Here is an 18459-nt window from a genome sequence, read left to right as displayed (position 1 = left end):
AGCAAAAGTGCGGTGAAAAATCACCGCATTTTTACGCTCTTACCGAATACACCTTAAATTTTCCCGTTTTCGCCAACACTCGATGTGAACCGAAATGCTGATCCAACAAATCTGGATAAGGCAAAAATGCGTTCGCGACGATACGCAACTCGCCGCCGTTTTTTAAATACGCTTTCGCTTGTCGAATCAATTCGCTCACCGCGCGATAAGCGGTGTCAATGCCATCGTGAAACGGCGGATTGGACAAAATTACATCGAACTTTCCCTCAATATGCGAAAACACATCGCTGGCGATCACTTTTGCTTGTAAATGATTTTCCGCCAAAGTGCGCTCGGCAGAAGCCAACGCCAAGGCGTGAATATCGCACATTGTGACATTTGCCTTCGGATTATGCATTTTCACATAAGCGCCGATCACACCCGCGCCGCAGCCTAAATCCAACACATCGCCTTGCAAAGGTGAATCTAACGTGGATAACAATAACGACGTGCCAGTATCTAGCTCGTTGGCGCTGAACACCCCCGGCAAACTCCAAATCGTCAATGGCGAAATCGCCTCGGTTCGATAGGATTTCCAATAACTTGTCAAATCAAAGTGCGGTCGTTTTTTTAACGAAAAATGATACAATCCGCAGCGTCTGGCGCTATCGATTTTTGCAATTTCGCCATAAGGCTTAAGCAAATTTTCCACCGAACGCACACCGCAGCGATTTTCACCGATAATCAACATTTGCTGATTTTCCGCCCCTTGCGCCAATAATTGCATTAATTGCATCGCTACTTCTTGCTTGTTTTTCGTCCAATAATACACGATTAAATCCGCTTGCAAGGCACATTCGACGGAAAAATCCACCGCACTTTGCCGTTTGCCGGCATAATCAAAATACCACGACCACACTTGCACCGAGCGAGCTTTTCCTTGAATTTGTTGCGGAAAGGCATCATTAATACCGCCGGCAAATAAAACGGATTGATCGACAAAAAAATCCAAATGGCGTTCAAGAACTTGGCTTTCCAAAGAAATCACGCTGTTCATCCTATTCGTTATTGGTTAAAATTAAGCGCTATTATAAAGGAAAATCTCAACGCTATGAACAGACGCGATCTACTCTTGCAGGAAATGGGCATCACCCAATGGCGACTAAACCGTCCGGACGTTTTAAAAGGTGCGGTAAACACGCCGGTTGACAACCGTATTCGCTTAATTATTGTTAGTGAGAAGCCGGCGCAAGCCGACAAATTGCTTGATGATATTTTGTTCGGTCTGGAAATGACGCGGCAAGATTATTTACAGATTGATTTTGACTTTGTGCCCTTATTGAATATTCAACATCCTGTTTTTTATTGGCTGCTCAGTGATAACGAAGAAAAAATTCACCGCACTTTAACTTTGTGTAAACAGGCGATCGCACAATGGCATTCGCCCGATTGGCAAACCTTTGCCCAAACACCGCAAGCCAAGCGCGCCCTTTGGCAACAAATTCAACATTGTTAAGATTTATACTAATGATTTCGCTTATTGAACCACAAGATTTCGACCGTCTTTTTGAGATAGAACAAGCCGCACACCTTGTACCTTGGTCGCTCGGCACATTGAAAAATAACTGCGGAGAACGTTATCTCAATCTCAAACTGAGTGACAATAACGGAAAAATCCTCGCTTTCGCCATTTGCCAAACCGTACTGGACGAGGCGACATTATTTAATATCGCCGTGGATCCGAACTATCAAGGACAAGGTTTCGGCAAAGCGCTGTTAAATGCCTTAATCGAAAAACTCCGCGCACAAGGCATCGTGACATTATGGCTGGAAGTCAGAGAATCCAACCGAACCGCACAACAACTTTACCTACAACAAGGATTTAATGAAGTGGATATTCGTAAAAATTATTACCCGACCCCCGACGGCGACAGAGAACACGCCGTGGTAATGGCGCTGTATTTATAAGTGAAAAGTGCGGTGAAAAATATTTCATTTTTCTACCGCACTTTAACAAGTTCTTTAAATAATCTATTAAGCTTGAATCAACTCCACTGCTTCTTTCACCAAACGTCCAATCTCCGTCCAGTTTTGCGCATTGATTAAGCTTTTCTCCACAAACCAAGATCCACCGCAAGCCACGATATTCGGCACGGCAAGATAATCCCGAATATTCGTCAAATTAATTCCGCCAGTCGGCATAATTTGTAGCTGAGCGTAAGGCCCAAGCAACGCCTTAATCATTTTTACCCCGCCGCTTGCTTCCGCCGGAAAAAATTTCACCGCGGTCAACCCCATTTCCAACGCGGACTCAATCGCCATAGGATTATTCACGCCCGGTGTAATCGGGAAATTCAAGTCTTGGCAAAGCTGCACGATTCTCGGATTAAATCCCGGAGTAACCACAAAATCCGCGCCGGCATTTTTGGCTTTAACCACTTGTTCTTGGGTTAAAACCGTTCCTGCCGCAATCAGAATTTCCGGATTATGCCGGCGTAACAAACGAATCGCCTCCTCCGCTGCCGCGGAGCGGAAAGTAATTTCCACCACCGGCAAACCGTTATCAGCCAAAGTTTGTGCCAACGGTAAAATATCTTTCGCATTATCCAACGCAATCACCGGCACTAATTTAATATCGCGTAATTTTTCGATAATCTGTTCTGTTGTATAAGCCATTGTTTTTCTTTAATTAAATTTTTCTAACAAATGCGCTGTCGCCGATTTAGGAATAATCGCGCCTTTATGCTGAATCACAATACCGGCTAATTGGTTGCCTTGTTGGCAGCAGGTCACTAAATCTTTACCGCTTAAATAACCTTGTAAAAATCCGGCATTAAAGGCATCGCCGGCAGAAGTGGTATCCACCACATTTTCGACTGCGATTGTCGAAACCGGCTCTTGCTTACCGTTTTGCCACAAAATCGCACCGCACTTTCCTTGTTTCAATACAATTTTACCGATGCCGTAACTTGCCAAGCGTTCTAGACTTGCTTGTTCGTTTAAATCGCCCCAAAGCAACTGCTCGTCGTCAAAAGTCACTAACGCCACATCCACCATCTTCAACAACTCGGCATAATAATATTGCGCCTCCGCCGCATTTTCCCAAAGTTTAGGACGATAATTACTGTCGAAAATAATCTCAATACCTTTGGCGCGTAATTGTTTTAACAACTCGAGTAACAAAGTGCGGTCGTTTTTCGGCAAAATAGCTAAAGAAATCCCGCTTAAATACAACGCATCCGCCTCGGCTAATTTTTCCGCGACCTTCGGAAAATCCGAATGTTGCAACAAATAACGTGCAGCAGATTGATTACGCCAATATAAAAACGTCCGCTCGCCTTGCGCATCCAACTGAATCAAATACAACCCCGGCTGACGCTGCGAATCTAACAAAACCAAATCCGTATTAATTCCGTCCGCCCGCCAATGCGCCAACATCGCCAAACTGAGTTTATCCGTTCCCAACGCAGAAACATATTGCACATCAATTTCCGAACGACGGCTAACTCTGGCAAGATAGGTTGCGGTATTTAACGTATCTCCGCCATAAGTCTGCAACATCTGCCCGAACGGTTCACCGTTCAGTTCGATCATACATTCGCCGAGTAGGGTTAGTTTTTTCATAATTCAACCTTATTTAAAATAGGCTTTCGCATTATGGTAACAAATATTTTTAACCATATTACCAAGCAATTCTAAGTCATTAGGCACTTCACCGTTAACCACCCATTTTCCGAACATTTCACATAAAATACGACGGAAATATTCGTGTCGGGTATAAGAAAGAAAACTGCGGGAATCCGTCAACATTCCGACAAATTGACTTAGCAAGCCTAATTGTGAGAGTTGCTGCAACTGACGTTCCATACCGTCTTTTTGATCATTAAACCACCAGCCTGAACCGAATTGGATTTTCCCTGCAATACCGCCGCCTTGGAAATTGCCAATCATACTGCCAATCATCTCGTTATCTCGCGGATTCAAACAATACAAAATGGTTTTTGGAAGTTGATCCATTTGATCCATAGCGTCCAATAAACGAGATAAATTTTCTGCAAATAAACGATCGCCAATCGAATCAAATCCGCTGTCAGCACCCAATAATTTAAACATTCGGGTATTGTTATTGCGTAATGCACCGATGTGCATTTGCATAACCCATTGTCGTTTATGATATTCCTGACCTAACCAAACTAAAACTGCAGTGCTAAATTGCGCAATTTGTAGTTCGCTAATCGGTTGATTATTTAATCGTTGAGATAAAATGCGATCCAATTCTTTTTCATCAGGAATTGGCGCAAAGCGAAGGATCTCAATACCGTGATCAGCAGATTTACAACCATAAAAATCAAAGTGATCCAAACGTTTTAAAATCGCTTTTTTCAAACTGTCAAAATCACGAATCTCAACATCCGCTACTGCACCGAGTTGGGCAATATAATCATTAAAACCGACTAATTCGATTTTGAAGATTTTGTCCGGTCGCCAACTTGGTACGACGGCAATATCAAAATCCGGATCTTGTGCTATTTTGGCGTGATAGCTTAAATCATCAATGGGATCATCCGTGGTTCCAACTAACTTCACATTCATTTGCTGCATAATACCGCGTGCGGAAAATTCCGGTTGTTGCAACATTTCATTACATTTATGCCAAATTTCCACCGCACTTTTTTCATTAAACAAGGTATTTTGAATACCAAAAGGACGGCGCAATTCTAAATGCGTCCAATGGTAAATCGGATTACCGATACACAAAGGAACTGTTTTTGCCCAAACTTGATATTTTTCATAATCACTGGCTTTGCCGGTAATAAAATGCTCTTCAACGCCGGCAGAACGTAACGCACGCCATTTATAATGGTCGCCTTCCAGCCAAATCTCTGTAAGGTTATTAAATTGGCGATTTTCCGCAATGTCTTTCGGGCTTAAATGACAATGGTAGTCAAAAATAGGCTGTTCTTTGGCATATTGATGATAAAGTTCGCGGGAAATATCATTTGACAATAAAAAATCTTCGCACATAAAAGGTTTCATATTTACCTCCTAGACACCACTATAGGCAGAGAAACCACCGTCAATAGGTAACACAACACCGTTTACAAAACTAGAATATTGTTCATCCATTAAAAATAGAATGCCGCCAAGCAATTCACTTGCTTCACCAAATCGCCCCATTGGTGTATTGGTTAAAATTTTATTAGCTCTTGCCGTCGGTTTACCTTCCGCATCAAAAAGCAATGCTCTATTTTGGTTACTGACTAAAAACCCCGGCGCAATGGCATTGCAACGAATACCAACGCGTGAAAAATAAACCGCCAGCCATTGAGTAAAATTACTAATTGCCGCTTTCGCCCCCGAATAAGCCGGAATTTTAGTTAATGGCGTATAGGCATTCATACTTGAAATATTGATAATATTTGCACCTTTCTTACCAATCATATCTTTAGCAAAAACTTGCGTAGGAAGTAATGTACCCAAATAATTCAAGTTAAACACGAATTCAATACCGGATTTATCCAAGTCAAAAAAAGATTTCGTATTCTCCGGTAATGAAAATTCGTGAAATTCATTATCCGTTGTCGCTTTAGGATTGTTTCCTCCCGCGCCATTAATGAGAATATCGCAAGTGCCAAAATCTTGGGTGATAAGATCTCTTGTCGCTCGAATGCTATCTAAATCCAACACATTCGTTTGATATGCTTTGGCAACATAGCCTTCAGCAACAATTTCTTGCGCATATTTATTTGCAGCTTCTAAATTAATATCTAATAGAGCGACTTTTGCCCCTGTTTTAGCGATTTCTTTAGCAAAAAAAGCACATAACACACCGCCGGCCCCCGTAATAACAACAACTTTATCTTTAAAATTATGATTTTTTACAAAATTCATTTTTTATCTCCCACATAAAAAAGATGAGGATATAGCGAAATACGCTATATCCTGATGAGTTATTAATTACCTAAGGCATCAATTTTTTCAATATACGAACCAATCACAGCATCAGCTTTCGCTTTATCGTGCATTGGTTTAACCGCATCAATAAAAGGTTGTTTTTCAACTTTAACAAATTCAACACCCAATTTTTCTTTTGCTTCTTTCACTTCTTTTGCCGTCATTTCAATCCATAAATCTTTATGATACATCATAGATTTGTCGGCAGCTTCTTTAAGTGCTTTTTGCTGTTCGGGAGAAAGTTTTGCCCAAGTTTTTTCACTGATTACTAATACATCCGGAATAATAGTGTGTTCATCTTCACTATAAAACTTCGCTACCTCTCCGTGGCGCATTAATGTTAAAGCGGTCGGATTATTTTCCGCACCATCGACTACACCTTGTTGAAGTGCGGTATAAAGTTCACCGAAAGCTAAAGGCGTTGGTGATGCACCAAGCAATTTCATCATTTCTAAAGCACTTGGACTAGGTTGCACACGAATTTTCATTCCTTTTAAATCTTCCGGTGTACGAATCGGTTTTTGTGCATAGAAACTCCGAGACCCTGCATCATAATAAGTCAATCCGATAAACCCTTTACCGGCAGAGTTAGATAAAATCTTTTGACCGACATCAGCATCTTGTAAAACTTTATAGTAGTGATCCGAATTTTTAAATAAATATGGCACGTTGAATGCCGCATAAGTCGGCTCAAAAGCTTCTAATTCGCTAGCATTAGATTTAGCCATATCTAAAGAACCGGATTGCAATAATTCCATCGACTCGCGTTGCGTACCTAATTGGCTATTCGGATAAATTCGGATTACAACTTCACCATCAGTTAATTTCTTCACCTCATCGGACATATATTGCATAGACATATGAACCGGATGCGTTTTATCATTATTATGGCTTAATTTTAAAACTGTTTTTGCTGATACTGTTACTGACATTGTTGCAGCAAGTAATCCGCCGATAATTAATGAAAGTGTCTTTTTCTGCATAGACATAATAGCCTCTCCATAAGTGGTTAAGATAAACTGGTATACAACTAGATTAGAACAAGTTTCCAAATACCCCGCCAGAAAAGATATTAAACCAATTTACATATCAATCCTAATAAATTAAATTAAATTTGTGATAAAAATCACAATTTCAATAAAATAATCTGAAATAGATAGATGAGTTACGCTATATTTGGTACACCAAAAAAACATAATGCTAATTTTTAAGGAGTTAAAATGACCCGTTTTATATCTCTTATTGATAAAGCACTTGCCATATTTTGTGTAGTGCTCTGTTCATCGTTAGTTCTCTGCGTAGTATGGCAAGTATTCTCTCGTTATGTATTGAATGATCCGAGTACAGTAACAGACGAACTAGCTCGTTTTTTATTTATTTGGGTAGGTTTAATCGGTGCAGCTTACGGATTAGGGCAAAAAAAGCACTTGGCTATTGACTTGCTATTAACAAAATTAGAAAAAACGCCGGAAAAACATAATTTATTACAAATAGTGATCACCATAATAGGCTTATTGTTCACTTTAATTATTATGTGTTACGGAGGCGGTCAGTTAGTATTAAAGACAATGAGCGCAGGGCAAATATCTCCCGTCCTTGGTATAGAAATGGGACTAATCTACCTAGCAATTCCTTTAAGCGGATTATTTATGTTGATCTTCTTATGCAGAGATCTTATTGAACAATCTCAAAAACTCATTCACCATAAATAAGGAGAATATTATTATGGAATGGTCAACAATTCTTGTTTTATGCGGTAGTTTTTTTCTTCTTCTCGCCATTGGTACACCAATTTCTTTCGCTATCGGTATCGCCTCTTTACTGACTATTATGATGTCGATTCCGTTTGATGCCGCTATTGCAGTTATCTCGCAAAAAATGGCATCAGGATTAGATAGTTTCTCTTTACTTGCAATACCTTTCTTCATCCTTGCAGGTAATATTATGAATCGAGGCGGGATTGCCTTACGCTTAGTTGAATTTGCCAAAGTATTAGGCGGACGCTTACCGGGTTCATTAGCGCACGTTAATGTACTGGCAAATATGATGTTCGGATCTATTTCCGGATCTGCGGTAGCGGCAACTGCGGCTGTAGGTAGCACAATGGCACCATTACAAAAGAAAGAAGGTTATGACCCTGCTTTCTCTGCGGCTGTTAATATTACTTCTTCACCGACCGGACTATTAATTCCACCAAGCAATACATTTATCGTCTATTCCTTAATTTCAGGCGGTACATCTATCGGTGCATTATTTCTTGCCGGCTATATTCCCGGAATTTTAATGGGCTTAGGGATTATGTTAGTTGCCGGATTTATTGCCAAAAAACGCGGTTATCCGGTTTCACCAAAACCAAGTTTCAAAGAAGTCACCTCAAAAACATTAGATGCTTTACCAAGTTTAGGACTCGTTATCGTTATTATCGGCGGTATTATTGCCGGTATATTTACGGCAACAGAGGCTTCTGCGATTGCCGTTGTTTATACATTAATCCTATCAGTCGGTATTTATCGCGAAATTCCGATTAAACAGCTTCCATCTATTATTCTGGAAGCAATGATTACGACATCAATCGTTCTTTTATTAATCGGCACCTCAATGGGTATGTCTTGGGCAATGGCAAACGCAGATATTCCTTATATGATTAGTGACGCTCTATTAACAATTTCAGAAAACCCTATCATTATTTTATTAATTATCAATGTGATTTTATTGATCATTGGTACATTTATGGATATGACACCGGCATTACTAATCTTTACCCCGATTTTCTTACCTATCGCTTTAGAATTAGGAATGGATCCGGTGCATTTCGGTATTTTAATGACATTTAACTTATCAATCGGTATTTGTACGCCACCGGTCGGAAGTACATTATTTGTCGGTTGCTCAGTCGGCGGTGTTAAAATCGACCAAGTCATTAAACCGCTACTTCCGTTCTACTTTATCTTGATTTGCACATTATTATTAATCACTTATGTGCCGCAATTAAGCTTATTGTTACCACAATTATTACTCGGATATTAATAAGAAAAGGAATAATTTATGAAAACATTAAAATCTGCTAATTATTTGAAAGAAGAAAATAATCGAATCGATATCGAATGTGATCACGGATACCTACTTCATTTATTTATATTGGAAGATGATATTATTCGAGTTGCCTTCAGTAAAAATAATCAATTTAAATTAGACCGCACTTGGGCAATTACACCAAATCAAACCGATATTCAATGGCAAGGTCGGGAACGTTTTTCTACCGAAGGTTTCAGCCTGCCTGCTTATCATTTAGTGCAAACCCAAGATCGAATTGAAGTAACAACCGATTTACTGAAAGTAATTGTTCACAATCCGCTATATTTGGAATGGTTTTACAAAAAAGATGATCGCTGGTTGCCTTTAGCACAAGACAGAAAAACAGGGGCTTATTTATTTGCACTTGATAATACAAAAGTCAGTCATTTTTTAATTCGAAAACCTAATGAAGATTATTACGGATTAGGCGAAAAAGCCGGTAATTTAAACCTTAAAGGTCATCGCTTTGAAATGAGAAATCTTGATGCAATGGGCTATAATGCCGAAACAACCGATCCATTGTATAAACATATTCCTTTCTATATAACGAAAACCGATGATGTCAGTTATGGAATTTATTACGACAATTTAGCCTCTTGTTGGTTTGATTTAGGCAATGAATTGGATAATTATCACGTTGCATATAAAAGCTATCGCGCCGAAGATGGTGATCTTGATTATTACATCATTTATGGACCTAGCGTTTTAGAGGTTACCAAAAAATATACTGCACTTACCGGTGGAATGTTATTTTCACCAAAATGGAGTCTGGGTTACAGCGGCTCGACAATGAGCTATACCGATGCACCGGATGCGCAGGAGCAGTTAAAAAAATTCGTTGATCTTTGCCAAGAACACGATATTCCTTGCGATTCATTCCAATTATCTTCTGGCTATACATCAATCAATGATAAACGTTATGTCTTTAACTGGAACTACACTAAAGTGCCTGAACCGAAGAAAATGACAGAACATTTTCATAATGCCGGGATGAAATTAGCCGCCAATATTAAACCTTGTTTATTGCAAGATCATCCTAGATATAATGAAGTTAAAGAATTGGGATTGTTTATTCAAGACTCAGAACAGGATGTTCCGGAACGTTCCGTATTTTGGGATGATGAAGGTTCGCATTTAGATTTTACCAATCCGGAAACAATTAATTGGTGGAAAAATAACGTTAAAAAACAACTGTTGGAATACGGTATTGATTCCACTTGGAATGATAACAACGAATACGAAATTTGGGATGCCAATGCGCGTTGTTATGGTTTTGGCGAAGCCATTCCGATTAAATTAATTCGACCGCTTCACTCATTATTAATGATGAAATCATCCTATGAAGCACAACGAGAATTTACACCGCACTTACGTCCTTATTTAATCTCTCGCTCCGGCTGTCCGGGGATGAACAGATATGTGCAAACTTGGTCCGGTGATAATAGAACCAGCTGGAATACCTTAAGATATAATATTCGTATGGGGTTAGGGATGAGTTTATCGGGGCTATATAATCTGGGTCACGATGTAGGCGGTTTTTCAGGTAATAAACCTGAACCGGAATTATTTGTACGCTGGGTACAAAACGGAATAATGCACCCGCGTTTTACTATTCATTCTTGGAATGATGATAAAACCGTGAATGAACCTTGGATGTATCCCGAAGTCACGGATATTATTAGAGATACTATTAAATTGCGTTATAAATTAATGCCTTATTTCTATAATATTCTATGGCAGTCGCACAAAAATTTAGAACCGATGTTACGTCCGACATTCTTAGATCACGAAAATGATCTTCATACTTATGCCGAATGTGACGATTATTTATTAGGTAAAGATATTTTAGTCGCCTCTGTCGTTGAAGATAAACAACGAACACGGGAGGTTTATTTACCGCAAAATAATGCAGGCTGGTTTGATTTCTACACCAATCAATATTTCCAAGGTGGACAAACCATAACAGTTGATGCTCCATTGAATAAAATTCCGCTATTTATCAAAGCCGGTTCAATTATTCCGATGTCGGAAAGAACTGCACATATTTGCAATGAAAAAGATAATATTCGCATATTACAGCTATATCCTTTACAAGAAAATGCTACAATAAGTACCGCTATTTTTGATGATGACGGTGAAACTTTTAACTATCTGAATAAACAATATTTAGAACTAAAATGTTATTTAACTTGTACACAAACCTCCATTGAATTAACGATTTCTAAAATGGGTGAATGGCAACCAAGTTATAAGGAACTCGTTATTAAATTACCTGAATCGAAAAATAGAACGTTAATCGTTAATGGATTACCACGAAATAATGGAGATAGTATTTTACTTGACGATATTCCATATAAGGAGCAATTATGACCGAAAACATAGAATTGCGTTCCTACAAAAAAGTAGGCGCAATTTTACGGCAAGAATTAATAGACGGAGTCTATCAAATCGGAGATAGACTCCCTCCGGAACGCTATCTTGCAGATAGAATGAATGTGAGCCGAACGGTTATCCGCGAAGCAATTATTATGCTTGAATTAGAAAATCTCGTCTCCGTAAGAAAAGGTTCCGGAGTTTATATAATAAATCTACCAAGCCAAGATCAAAGTAATAATAACCTTGACTATGAAGATGTGGGACCTTTCGAATTATTACAGGCAAGACAGTTATTTGAAAGTAGTGTCGCAGAGTTTGCTGCAATTCAAGCATCGCGCAATGACATTCTAAGATTAAGGGATATTCTACAACGCGAACGTATGGACTTGGTACAAGATAGCCTTGATTACGCCGCCGATGAAGAATTTCATAGAACTATTGCGGAAATCACTCAAAATGAGGTTCTTATCCAAATTCAAAAGGATTTATGGAAATACCGCAATAATTCAATGTGGCAAGGGCTACATTCGCACATTGCCGATCAAAAATACCGCTCTTTTTGGCTGAAAGATCACGAAAATATTCTTAATGCGATTCAACGGAAAGATCCCGCATTAGCCAAAAAAGCAATGTGGCAACATTTAGAAAACGTCAAACAAAAGCTTTTTGAACTATCGAATATTGAAGACCCTAATTTTGATGGTTTCTTATTTAACGTAAATCCGGTTTTTGTCGGTGTATAATTAGACTTTTTCAATATAAAAGATCAAACTTACTTTTAAATAGATTAGTTTGATCTTTTTTATTAAATTAAATATTATCATAAACCTCATCATTACGAATAAGTAGATCCACAAAATAATCATTGAATGAGATCTTTAACGCGCCTTTTCCATTTTTTTACAAGAACCAAATACTTTCATAGTTCTTCTTTCTAATTTATATATAATGAACTCTCTATCAATATTGGCATTCCAATCAAAATAAAAACGTGATATATATCACATTTCTTGATTTTTGGCATTCCAATTATTGGTAAATTATGGAAAATAAATACTGAACGAATTAAATCAAAAAGGAGCAAAATTATGGAACAAACCTGGCGCTGGTACGGGCCGAATGATCCCGTATCACTATCTGATATTCGACAAGCGGGGGCAACCGGTATTGTTACGGCTTTACATCATATTCCGAACGGGCAGATTTGGCGTATAGAAGAGATACAAAAACGCAAAGATATTATTGAGCAATCAGGGCTTACTTGGTCTGTTGTGGAGAGTGTTCCGGTTCACGAAGAGATTAAGACGCAAACGGGTAATTACAAGCAATGGATTGAAAACTATAAACAAACCTTACGCAATTTAGCGAAGTGCGGTATTGATACGGTTTGTTACAATTTTATGCCGGTTTTAGACTGGACAAGAACGGATTTGGCATACCAAATGCCGGACGGTTCAAAAGCATTACGTTTTGACCAAATCGCTTTTGCCGCATTTGAGCTTTATATCTTAAAACGCCCTCAGGCGGAAGAATCCTACACACCCGAAGAGTGCGAGCAAGCTAGAGTTTATTTTGAAAAAATGACCGAGGAAGATATCAAGCAGCTCACCAGTAATATTATTGCAGGGCTTCCCGGTGCGGAAGAAGGTTATACTTTAGATGAATTTCAAGCACAATTAGATCGTTATAGAGACATTCCGGCGGAAAAATTTCGTTCGCATTTAGCTTATTTTCTGAATGAAGTAATACCTGTCGCGCAAGAAGTCGGCATTAAAATGGCGGTGCATCCTGACGATCCTCCTCGCCCGATTCTTGGTTTACCACGCGTTGTTTCAACTATTGAAGATATGCAGTGGTTTATCGAAACCGAGCCGCTTCCTGCGAACGGTTTCACAATGTGTACAGGCTCTTATGGTGTTCGTTCCGATAATGATTTAGTCAAAATGACGGAAAAATTTTCCGATCGTATTTATTTCGCGCATTTACGTTCCACTTGCCGAGAAGATAATCCGCTTAGTTTCCACGAAGCGGCTCATTTAGAAGGCGATGTCGATATGTTTAATGTGGCAAAAACCTTATTAACGGAAGAATACCGTCGTAAAGCCAACGGTGATTTGCGTTTGATTCCGATGCGTCCTGATCACGGGCATCAAATGCTTGATGATCTGCGTAAGAAAACTAACCCCGGCTATTCCGCTATCGGACGCTTAAAAGGATTGGCAGAATTTCGCGGCTTAGAGATGGCATTGAAAAAAGTCTTTTTTGAAAAATAAAAAGATGATCTAAGATAGGCTTATTTGATAAGCCTATCTTTTCTATCCGAATTTATCTATGAATATAAAGAAATATCAAGGCGAAGTGATCATCTTCATCGTCGCGTTAATGGCGTCTTGGGGATGGTTTTTTTCTAAATTCGCGATGACCGAATTACCGCCCGTCGGATTTGTAGGATTACGTTTTTCGCTTGCTTGCCTACTTTTTATTCCTTTAGCATTTCGTCAATTAAGAACTTTAACCGGTACGCAATTTTATCAAAGCAGTTTGGTCGGACTCGCCTTTACCGCAAATATGCTGTTATGGGTAATGGGGCTAAGTTATAGCCGATATCTTGGTGAAGGTGCATTTATCATCAGTTTGGCAATGCTGATTGTGCCTCTATTAAATTGGATGATCTTTAAAATCCGTCCGATAAAAATCTTTTGGATTTGTTTGCCGGTTGCAATATTGGGGCTCTATTTTCTTTCTTCCGGTAAAGGAAAATTTCATTTTTCTTTAGGAAATATGATTTTCCTTTGTTCGACCATAACGGCGGCAATCTATTTTATTCTAAACAACCGTTTTGCTCAAAACGTACCGCCGCTTGCTTTAACAACAATTCAAGTGGGCATTGTAGGAATTTGTTGCACCTTTTATTCCGTTATATTCGAAACTTGGCAATTCCCTATTTCTAGCCATATTTGGGGCTGGTTTGCGTTAAGTGTATTAATTGCCACCAACGGGAGAGTGTTATTACAAACCATCGGTCAAAAATATTGTAACGTTTCTACCGGCGCATTTATTATGCTGCTCGAACCGGTTTGGGCAATGTGGTTAAGTATTTTAATTTTTGATGAAGAAGTCAGTCCAATTAAAGGGCTAGGTTGCGTATTAATTTTAGGTGCATTAATCATTTATCGTTTACCTGCAATTTGGAAAAAAAGAAAAAAAGCCTAAACCCACCGCCGCACTTTTCGTTGATATTCCCGATATTGATTACCGAAATATTCGGTTAATACTTTTTCCTCCGGTTTGATGTGTAATTCATTGATAATGAAGACAAATAAAATCACGCCGAGTAATCCGCCAAGGCTGCCTAAATAAAGGCACCACGAAATTAGCAATAGTAATAAACTCAGGTACATCGGGTTACGGCTGATTCGATAAATGCCGTTGGTGACTAAAACCGATGTTTTTTCTAATTGCAAGGGATGAACTGTCGTTTTAACGACGTGGAATTGCCACAAGCTGATTGCGGCAATTCCGCAAGCCGAAAGGATGAACGGTGCGATTATCCATAAAGGAGCGGTAAAAGGGATAATTGCCGGCGTAGCATAAACGAGTGCTGCGCAGGCAATAAACCAAAAGGGCGGTGGAATTTTCGGCTGTTTTATACTTTCATACATAAGTATTTGATTTCTAAAAATTCTTCTAAGCCGTGGCGAGAACCTTCGCGCCCTAATCCCGATTGTTTTACGCCGCCGAAAGGTGCGACTTCGTTGGAAATCACGCCTTCGTTAATGCCGACCAAGCCGGTTTCCAAGGCTTCGCTCACGCGCCAAATGCGGCTTATATCTTGGGTATAAACATAAGCGGCGAGTCCGAACGGGCTATCGTTTGCCATTGTGATCGCTTGTTCTTCCGTGTCAAAAGGAATTAACGGCGCTAACGGGGCGAAAGTTTCTTCGTGGCAGACTAACATTTCTTGGCTGACATCTTCCAAAATCGTCGGTTCGAAAAAGGTTCCGCCTAAGGCGTGGCGCTTTCCGCCGAGAGTAAGTTTTGCGCCTTTAGCAAGCGCGTCCGCAATATGACGTTCCATTTTCTGCACGGCATTTTCCGTAATTAACGGTCCGATTTGCACGTTTTCTTGGTCAAAATTTCCGACAATAAACGACCGCACTTTTTCTTTTAATTTATCGGCAAACGCGCGATAAATGCCTGATTGTACATAAATGCGATTGGTACAAATGCAGGTTTGTCCGGAGTTACGAAATTTTGACGCAATCACGGCATCCACGGCATTATCCAAATCCGCATCGTTAAAAATCAACGAAGGCGCATTGCCGCCGAGTTCAAGGCTGAGTTTTTTCACCGTATCGGCACATTTTGCCATTAAAATTTTGCCCACCTTGGTTGAGCCGGTGAAAGTCAACTTACGCACATCTTGACTTGCCGTTAACACTTCGCCCACTTCTTCCGCCTGCGCAGTCGGCAGAACGTTAAACACACCAGCAGGAATACCGGCTTGGTGTGCCAATTCAGCGAGCGCCAAGGCGGAAAGCGGGGTTTCCGGTGCCGGTTTCACGATAATACTACAACCGCTTGCCAATGCCGGCGCGGCTTTACGCGTGATCATCGCATTGGGAAAATTCCACGGTGTAATCGCGGCCACCACGCCGACCGGTTGTTTAATCACCAATAAACGACGATCCGCACGATCTTGCGGAATAATTTCACCGTAAGCACGTTTACCTTCTTCCGCAAACCATTCGATAAACGCGGCGCCGTAAGCAATTTCACCGCGACTTTCCGCCAAGGGTTTGCCTTGTTCAAGGCTTAATAAATACGCCAACGCCTCTTGGTTTTGCATAATCAAGGCATACCATTTCTGCAAAATTTTCGACCGCTCTTTTGCGGTATATGTTTTCCATTTTGCTTGCGCAGTTTTGGCGGCTTGAATGGCAAAATCGGTATCTTCCGCGCCGCAACAAGCTACGCGACAAATTAGTTCTTGCGTCGTCGGATTATAAACGGGAAAAGTGCGGTCATTTTTTGCGGAAATAAATTCGCCGTTGATATAGGCTTGAGTTTTGAGTAAATGATGAAAATCCATAAAATTCACTCCGAATCGAATAAAATTAAAGCCTTGGAATCATCACAAGGCTTTAAGGCGTTAAGGCGTTATAGGTTATTCAGTCTGACTTGAATCAATGATTGCTCCAAGGCATCGGCGGATTTAAGTGCTTGCTCAAAGCTGGCTTTCGCGCCGGCTTTATCGCCTTTCGCCAGTAAAATGTCGCCGTGCAATAAATTTTTGCGTCCTTCCCAACTCGCTACTTTCACTTGTTTTAGGCTTTCTAAGGCTTGATCAAATTGCTGTTGCTGAAATTGAACGGTCGCCAAACGTAAAGCACTTGCCGATAATAAAAGATCGTCGCTTGATTCGGCAACAGCTTGTTTTAACAATTTTTCCGCCGCCGGAAAATCTTGTTTATCCACCGCCGCTTTTGCTCCGTCTAACAATGCAAAAACCGCGTAGCTGGTTTTTTTATTCTCGCTAACAAATTGATCCAATTTTGCGCTTTGTTCGGCGCTATCTTTTTGCTCCGCATAAATCACTTGATCATATTGCGCCGAGATTTGCTGCATTTTGCTTACTTGATAATCTTGCCAATAACGCCAGCCGAACACGCCGCCGAAGGTAAGAATAAAAATCACAATAATCGATTTGTAATTTTCTTGCCACCAAGTTTTCAGTTCGTTCAGTTCTTGTTCTTCTTCAATGGTATAAGCCATTTTATTTTCCTTATGCGTTAAATGCTTGCGTTAGGTAAGCGACAACCTCGTTTAATGCAACGATTTGTTGCTCGCTACCGCCCAATAAATCTTTCACCACCACTTGTTGGTTTTGTGCTTCGCTTTCGCCGATAACAAGGGCGAATTTGGCACCGCTTTTATCCGCGCGTTTAAATTGTTTTTTGAAATTCCCGCCACTGCAATGGGTCATTGTGCGTAAGTGCGGTAGTTCCGAGCGCAGTTTTTCCGCAAGGCGGAATGCCGGCAAGGTTGTATTTTCACCGGCGTAAACCACATAAATATCCACCGCTCTTGGCAACACAATCTGCCGATTAACCTCTTGCACTAATAATACCAAACGTTCCAAGCCCATAGCAAACCCGACGCCGCACGCTGCGTGACCGCCTAATTGCTCGACCAAACCGTCGTAACGTCCGCCGCCGCAAACCGTACCTTGTGCGCCCAATGCGGAAGTGACCCATTCGAAAACCGTTTTATTGTAATAATCCAAGCCGCGAACCAATTTCGGATTCACTTCATAACGAATACCAACGGCATCCAACAAACCGCAAAGTTGTGCAAAATGTTGACGACTTTCTTCATCCAGATAATCCAACAATTTCGGTGCGTCATTCAATACTTGTTGCAACGCTTCATTTTTAGTATCCAAAATGCGTAACGGATTTTTAACCAAGCGTTCTTTTTCTTCATCATTCATCAAATCAATGTGCTGTTCGAGGAATGTCACCAACGCCGTGCGATAATTTTGGCGTGCCTCTAAGGAGCCGATTGAATTTAACTGCAAAGTAACGTGCTCGAAAATGCCTAAATCTTTCCATAAGCGTGCGGTTAGCATAATCAATTCCGCATCGATTTCCGGATTCGGAATGCCGAAAATTTCCACGCCCACTTGATGAAACTGGCGATAACGCCCTTTTTGCGGACGTTCATAGCGGAACATCGGGCCCATATACCATAAACGCTGTTCTTGGTTATATAGCAAGCCGTGCTCGATCCCTGCACGCACACAACCCGCCGTGCCTTCCGGACGCAAGGTTAAACTTTCGTTATCGCGATCGTCAAAAGTAAACATTTCTTTTGACACCACATCGGTCACTTCACCGATAGCGCGCGCAAATAACGGTGTGCTTTCCACCACCGGCATACGAATTTCCGCATAGCCATAACTTGCCAAAACCGACCGCACTTTCGTTTCAACCCATTGCCATAATGGAGTTTCCGTCGGTAAACAGTCATTCATTCCGCGAATTGCTTGAATTGTTTTTGCCACGATATTTT

Annotated in this window: 18 protein-coding genes; 8 read left to right on the top strand and 10 right to left on the bottom strand. The window is 40.4% G+C overall.

The genetic code is table 11. The features are described from left to right. Nucleotides 1–31: 31 nt before the first annotated feature. The gene (rsmC, locus tag CVP04_RS00155) at nucleotides 32–1027 is read right to left on the bottom strand and encodes a 16S rRNA (guanine(1207)-N(2))-methyltransferase RsmC (RefSeq protein ID WP_100295555.1); all 996 of its coding nucleotides are present in this window, start codon (nucleotides 1025–1027) and stop codon (nucleotides 32–34) included. 63 nt (nucleotides 1028–1090) lie between these two features. On the opposite strand from rsmC, the gene CVP04_RS00150 reads away from it, so the two are divergent. Both CVP04_RS00150 and rimI read left to right on the top strand, forming a co-directional pair. Further along, on the top strand, nucleotides 1091–1495 hold the full coding sequence (locus CVP04_RS00150; RefSeq protein WP_100295510.1) for a DNA polymerase III subunit psi: 405 nt from the start codon (nucleotides 1091–1093) through the stop codon (nucleotides 1493–1495). Between the two features lie 11 nt (nucleotides 1496–1506). Further along, nucleotides 1507–1947, top strand: a complete 441-nt coding sequence (gene rimI, locus CVP04_RS00145; protein ID WP_100295509.1) for a ribosomal protein S18-alanine N-acetyltransferase — start codon at nucleotides 1507–1509, stop codon at nucleotides 1945–1947. A gap of 66 nt (nucleotides 1948–2013) precedes the next feature. Here rimI and CVP04_RS00140 read toward each other — a convergent pair whose 3' ends face one another. The 5 genes from CVP04_RS00140 to CVP04_RS00120 all read right to left on the bottom strand — a co-directional run bounded on the left by CVP04_RS00140 (nucleotide 2014) and on the right by CVP04_RS00120 (nucleotide 6866). Beyond that, nucleotides 2014–2655: a bifunctional 4-hydroxy-2-oxoglutarate aldolase/2-dehydro-3-deoxy-phosphogluconate aldolase gene (locus CVP04_RS00140; protein WP_100295508.1), complete on the bottom strand. Its 642-nt coding sequence runs from the start codon at nucleotides 2653–2655 to the stop codon at nucleotides 2014–2016. Nucleotides 2656–2664: 9 nt separating this feature from the next. Then, nucleotides 2665–3603: a sugar kinase gene (locus CVP04_RS00135; RefSeq protein WP_100295507.1), complete on the bottom strand. Its 939-nt coding sequence runs from the start codon at nucleotides 3601–3603 to the stop codon at nucleotides 2665–2667. A gap of 9 nt (nucleotides 3604–3612) precedes the next feature. Beyond that, nucleotides 3613–5016 carry a glucuronate isomerase gene (uxaC, locus tag CVP04_RS00130; protein WP_100295506.1) on the bottom strand — a complete coding sequence of 468 codons (1404 nt, stop codon included), beginning with the start codon at nucleotides 5014–5016 and terminating at the stop codon, nucleotides 3613–3615. 9 nt (nucleotides 5017–5025) lie between these two features. Next, complete coding sequence (locus tag CVP04_RS00125; protein ID WP_100295505.1) at nucleotides 5026–5871, bottom strand: SDR family oxidoreductase; 846 nt, start codon at nucleotides 5869–5871, stop codon at nucleotides 5026–5028. A 62-nt stretch (nucleotides 5872–5933) separates the two neighbouring features. Further along, complete coding sequence (locus CVP04_RS00120) at nucleotides 5934–6866, bottom strand: TRAP transporter substrate-binding protein (RefSeq protein ID WP_423738286.1); 933 nt, start codon at nucleotides 6864–6866, stop codon at nucleotides 5934–5936. Between the two features lie 288 nt (nucleotides 6867–7154). On the opposite strand from CVP04_RS00120, the gene CVP04_RS00115 reads away from it, so the two are divergent. The 6 genes from CVP04_RS00115 to CVP04_RS00090 all read left to right on the top strand — a co-directional run bounded on the left by CVP04_RS00115 (nucleotide 7155) and on the right by CVP04_RS00090 (nucleotide 14598). Then, nucleotides 7155–7646: a TRAP transporter small permease gene (locus tag CVP04_RS00115; RefSeq protein WP_100295503.1), complete on the top strand. Its 492-nt coding sequence runs from the start codon at nucleotides 7155–7157 to the stop codon at nucleotides 7644–7646. Between the two features lie 13 nt (nucleotides 7647–7659). Then, a complete protein-coding gene (locus CVP04_RS00110; protein WP_100295502.1) occupies nucleotides 7660–8961 on the top strand; it encodes a TRAP transporter large permease in 1302 nt (433 codons plus the stop codon). Nucleotides 8962–8979: 18 nt separating this feature from the next. After that, nucleotides 8980–11379, top strand: coding sequence for a glycoside hydrolase family 31 protein (locus CVP04_RS00105; RefSeq protein ID WP_100295501.1), 2400 nt, complete (start codon nucleotides 8980–8982; stop codon nucleotides 11377–11379). Beyond that, nucleotides 11376–12128, top strand: coding sequence for an FCD domain-containing protein (locus CVP04_RS00100; protein ID WP_100295500.1), 753 nt, complete (start codon nucleotides 11376–11378; stop codon nucleotides 12126–12128). The genes CVP04_RS00105 and CVP04_RS00100 overlap by 4 nt, the downstream gene beginning before the upstream one ends. Nucleotides 12129–12473: 345 nt before the next feature. Further along, nucleotides 12474–13658: a mannonate dehydratase gene (gene uxuA / locus CVP04_RS00095; protein ID WP_100295499.1), complete on the top strand. Its 1185-nt coding sequence runs from the start codon at nucleotides 12474–12476 to the stop codon at nucleotides 13656–13658. A gap of 58 nt (nucleotides 13659–13716) precedes the next feature. Then, complete coding sequence (locus tag CVP04_RS00090; RefSeq protein WP_100295498.1) at nucleotides 13717–14598, top strand: DMT family transporter; 882 nt, start codon at nucleotides 13717–13719, stop codon at nucleotides 14596–14598. Here the strand turns inward: CVP04_RS00090 and CVP04_RS00085 are convergent. From CVP04_RS00085 to hisS, 4 genes are all read right to left on the bottom strand, one after another. Next, nucleotides 14595–15047 (bottom strand): methyltransferase family protein, encoded by a 453-nt coding sequence (locus CVP04_RS00085; RefSeq protein WP_100295497.1) that lies wholly within the window; start codon nucleotides 15045–15047, stop codon nucleotides 14595–14597. The two genes, CVP04_RS00090 and CVP04_RS00085, sit on opposite strands and share 4 nt — an antisense overlap. Further along, nucleotides 15032–16477, bottom strand: a complete 1446-nt coding sequence (locus CVP04_RS00080; RefSeq protein ID WP_100295496.1) for an NAD-dependent succinate-semialdehyde dehydrogenase — start codon at nucleotides 16475–16477, stop codon at nucleotides 15032–15034. The genes CVP04_RS00085 and CVP04_RS00080 overlap by 16 nt, the downstream gene beginning before the upstream one ends. A gap of 68 nt (nucleotides 16478–16545) precedes the next feature. After that, on the bottom strand, nucleotides 16546–17160 hold the full coding sequence (locus tag CVP04_RS00075; RefSeq protein ID WP_100295495.1) for a YfgM family protein: 615 nt from the start codon (nucleotides 17158–17160) through the stop codon (nucleotides 16546–16548). A gap of 10 nt (nucleotides 17161–17170) precedes the next feature. Continuing rightward, entirely contained in the window at nucleotides 17171–18451 is a 1281-nt protein-coding gene (hisS, locus tag CVP04_RS00070) for a histidine--tRNA ligase (protein ID WP_100295494.1), read from the bottom strand. Nucleotides 18452–18459 lie beyond the last annotated feature (8 nt).

The sequence above is a fragment of the Caviibacterium pharyngocola genome, assembly GCF_002795405.1.
GTDB classification, from domain to species: domain Bacteria; phylum Pseudomonadota; class Gammaproteobacteria; order Enterobacterales; family Pasteurellaceae; genus Caviibacterium; species Caviibacterium pharyngocola.
Note: the sequence above shows the minus strand (reverse complement) of the source record. Positions and strands in the feature narration are given on the sequence as shown.

Excerpts from the sequence above, each read along its gene's own strand:
- rimI (WP_100295509.1), top strand. The coding sequence starts at position 1,507 with ATGATTTCGCTTATTGAACCACAAGATTTCGACCGTCTTTTTGAGATA.
- CVP04_RS00120 (WP_423738286.1), bottom strand. The coding sequence starts at position 6,866 with ATGTCAGTAACAGTATCAGCAAAAACAGTTTTAAAATTAAGCCATAAT.
- CVP04_RS00140 (WP_100295508.1), bottom strand. The coding sequence starts at position 2,655 with ATGGCTTATACAACAGAACAGATTATCGAAAAATTACGCGATATTAAA.
- CVP04_RS00080 (WP_100295496.1), bottom strand. The coding sequence starts at position 16,477 with ATGGATTTTCATCATTTACTCAAAACTCAAGCCTATATCAACGGCGAA.
- CVP04_RS00090 (WP_100295498.1), top strand. The coding sequence starts at position 13,717 with ATGAATATAAAGAAATATCAAGGCGAAGTGATCATCTTCATCGTCGCG.
- CVP04_RS00150 (WP_100295510.1), top strand. The coding sequence starts at position 1,091 with ATGAACAGACGCGATCTACTCTTGCAGGAAATGGGCATCACCCAATGG.
- CVP04_RS00105 (WP_100295501.1), top strand. The coding sequence starts at position 8,980 with ATGAAAACATTAAAATCTGCTAATTATTTGAAAGAAGAAAATAATCGA.
- uxaC (WP_100295506.1), bottom strand. The coding sequence starts at position 5,016 with ATGAAACCTTTTATGTGCGAAGATTTTTTATTGTCAAATGATATTTCC.
- uxuA (WP_100295499.1), top strand. The coding sequence starts at position 12,474 with ATGGAACAAACCTGGCGCTGGTACGGGCCGAATGATCCCGTATCACTA.
- CVP04_RS00125 (WP_100295505.1), bottom strand. The coding sequence starts at position 5,871 with ATGAATTTTGTAAAAAATCATAATTTTAAAGATAAAGTTGTTGTTATT.
- CVP04_RS00110 (WP_100295502.1), top strand. The coding sequence starts at position 7,660 with ATGGAATGGTCAACAATTCTTGTTTTATGCGGTAGTTTTTTTCTTCTT.
- CVP04_RS00100 (WP_100295500.1), top strand. The coding sequence starts at position 11,376 with ATGACCGAAAACATAGAATTGCGTTCCTACAAAAAAGTAGGCGCAATT.
- CVP04_RS00075 (WP_100295495.1), bottom strand. The coding sequence starts at position 17,160 with ATGGCTTATACCATTGAAGAAGAACAAGAACTGAACGAACTGAAAACT.
- CVP04_RS00085 (WP_100295497.1), bottom strand. The coding sequence starts at position 15,047 with ATGTATGAAAGTATAAAACAGCCGAAAATTCCACCGCCCTTTTGGTTT.
- CVP04_RS00115 (WP_100295503.1), top strand. The coding sequence starts at position 7,155 with ATGACCCGTTTTATATCTCTTATTGATAAAGCACTTGCCATATTTTGT.
- CVP04_RS00135 (WP_100295507.1), bottom strand. The coding sequence starts at position 3,603 with ATGAAAAAACTAACCCTACTCGGCGAATGTATGATCGAACTGAACGGT.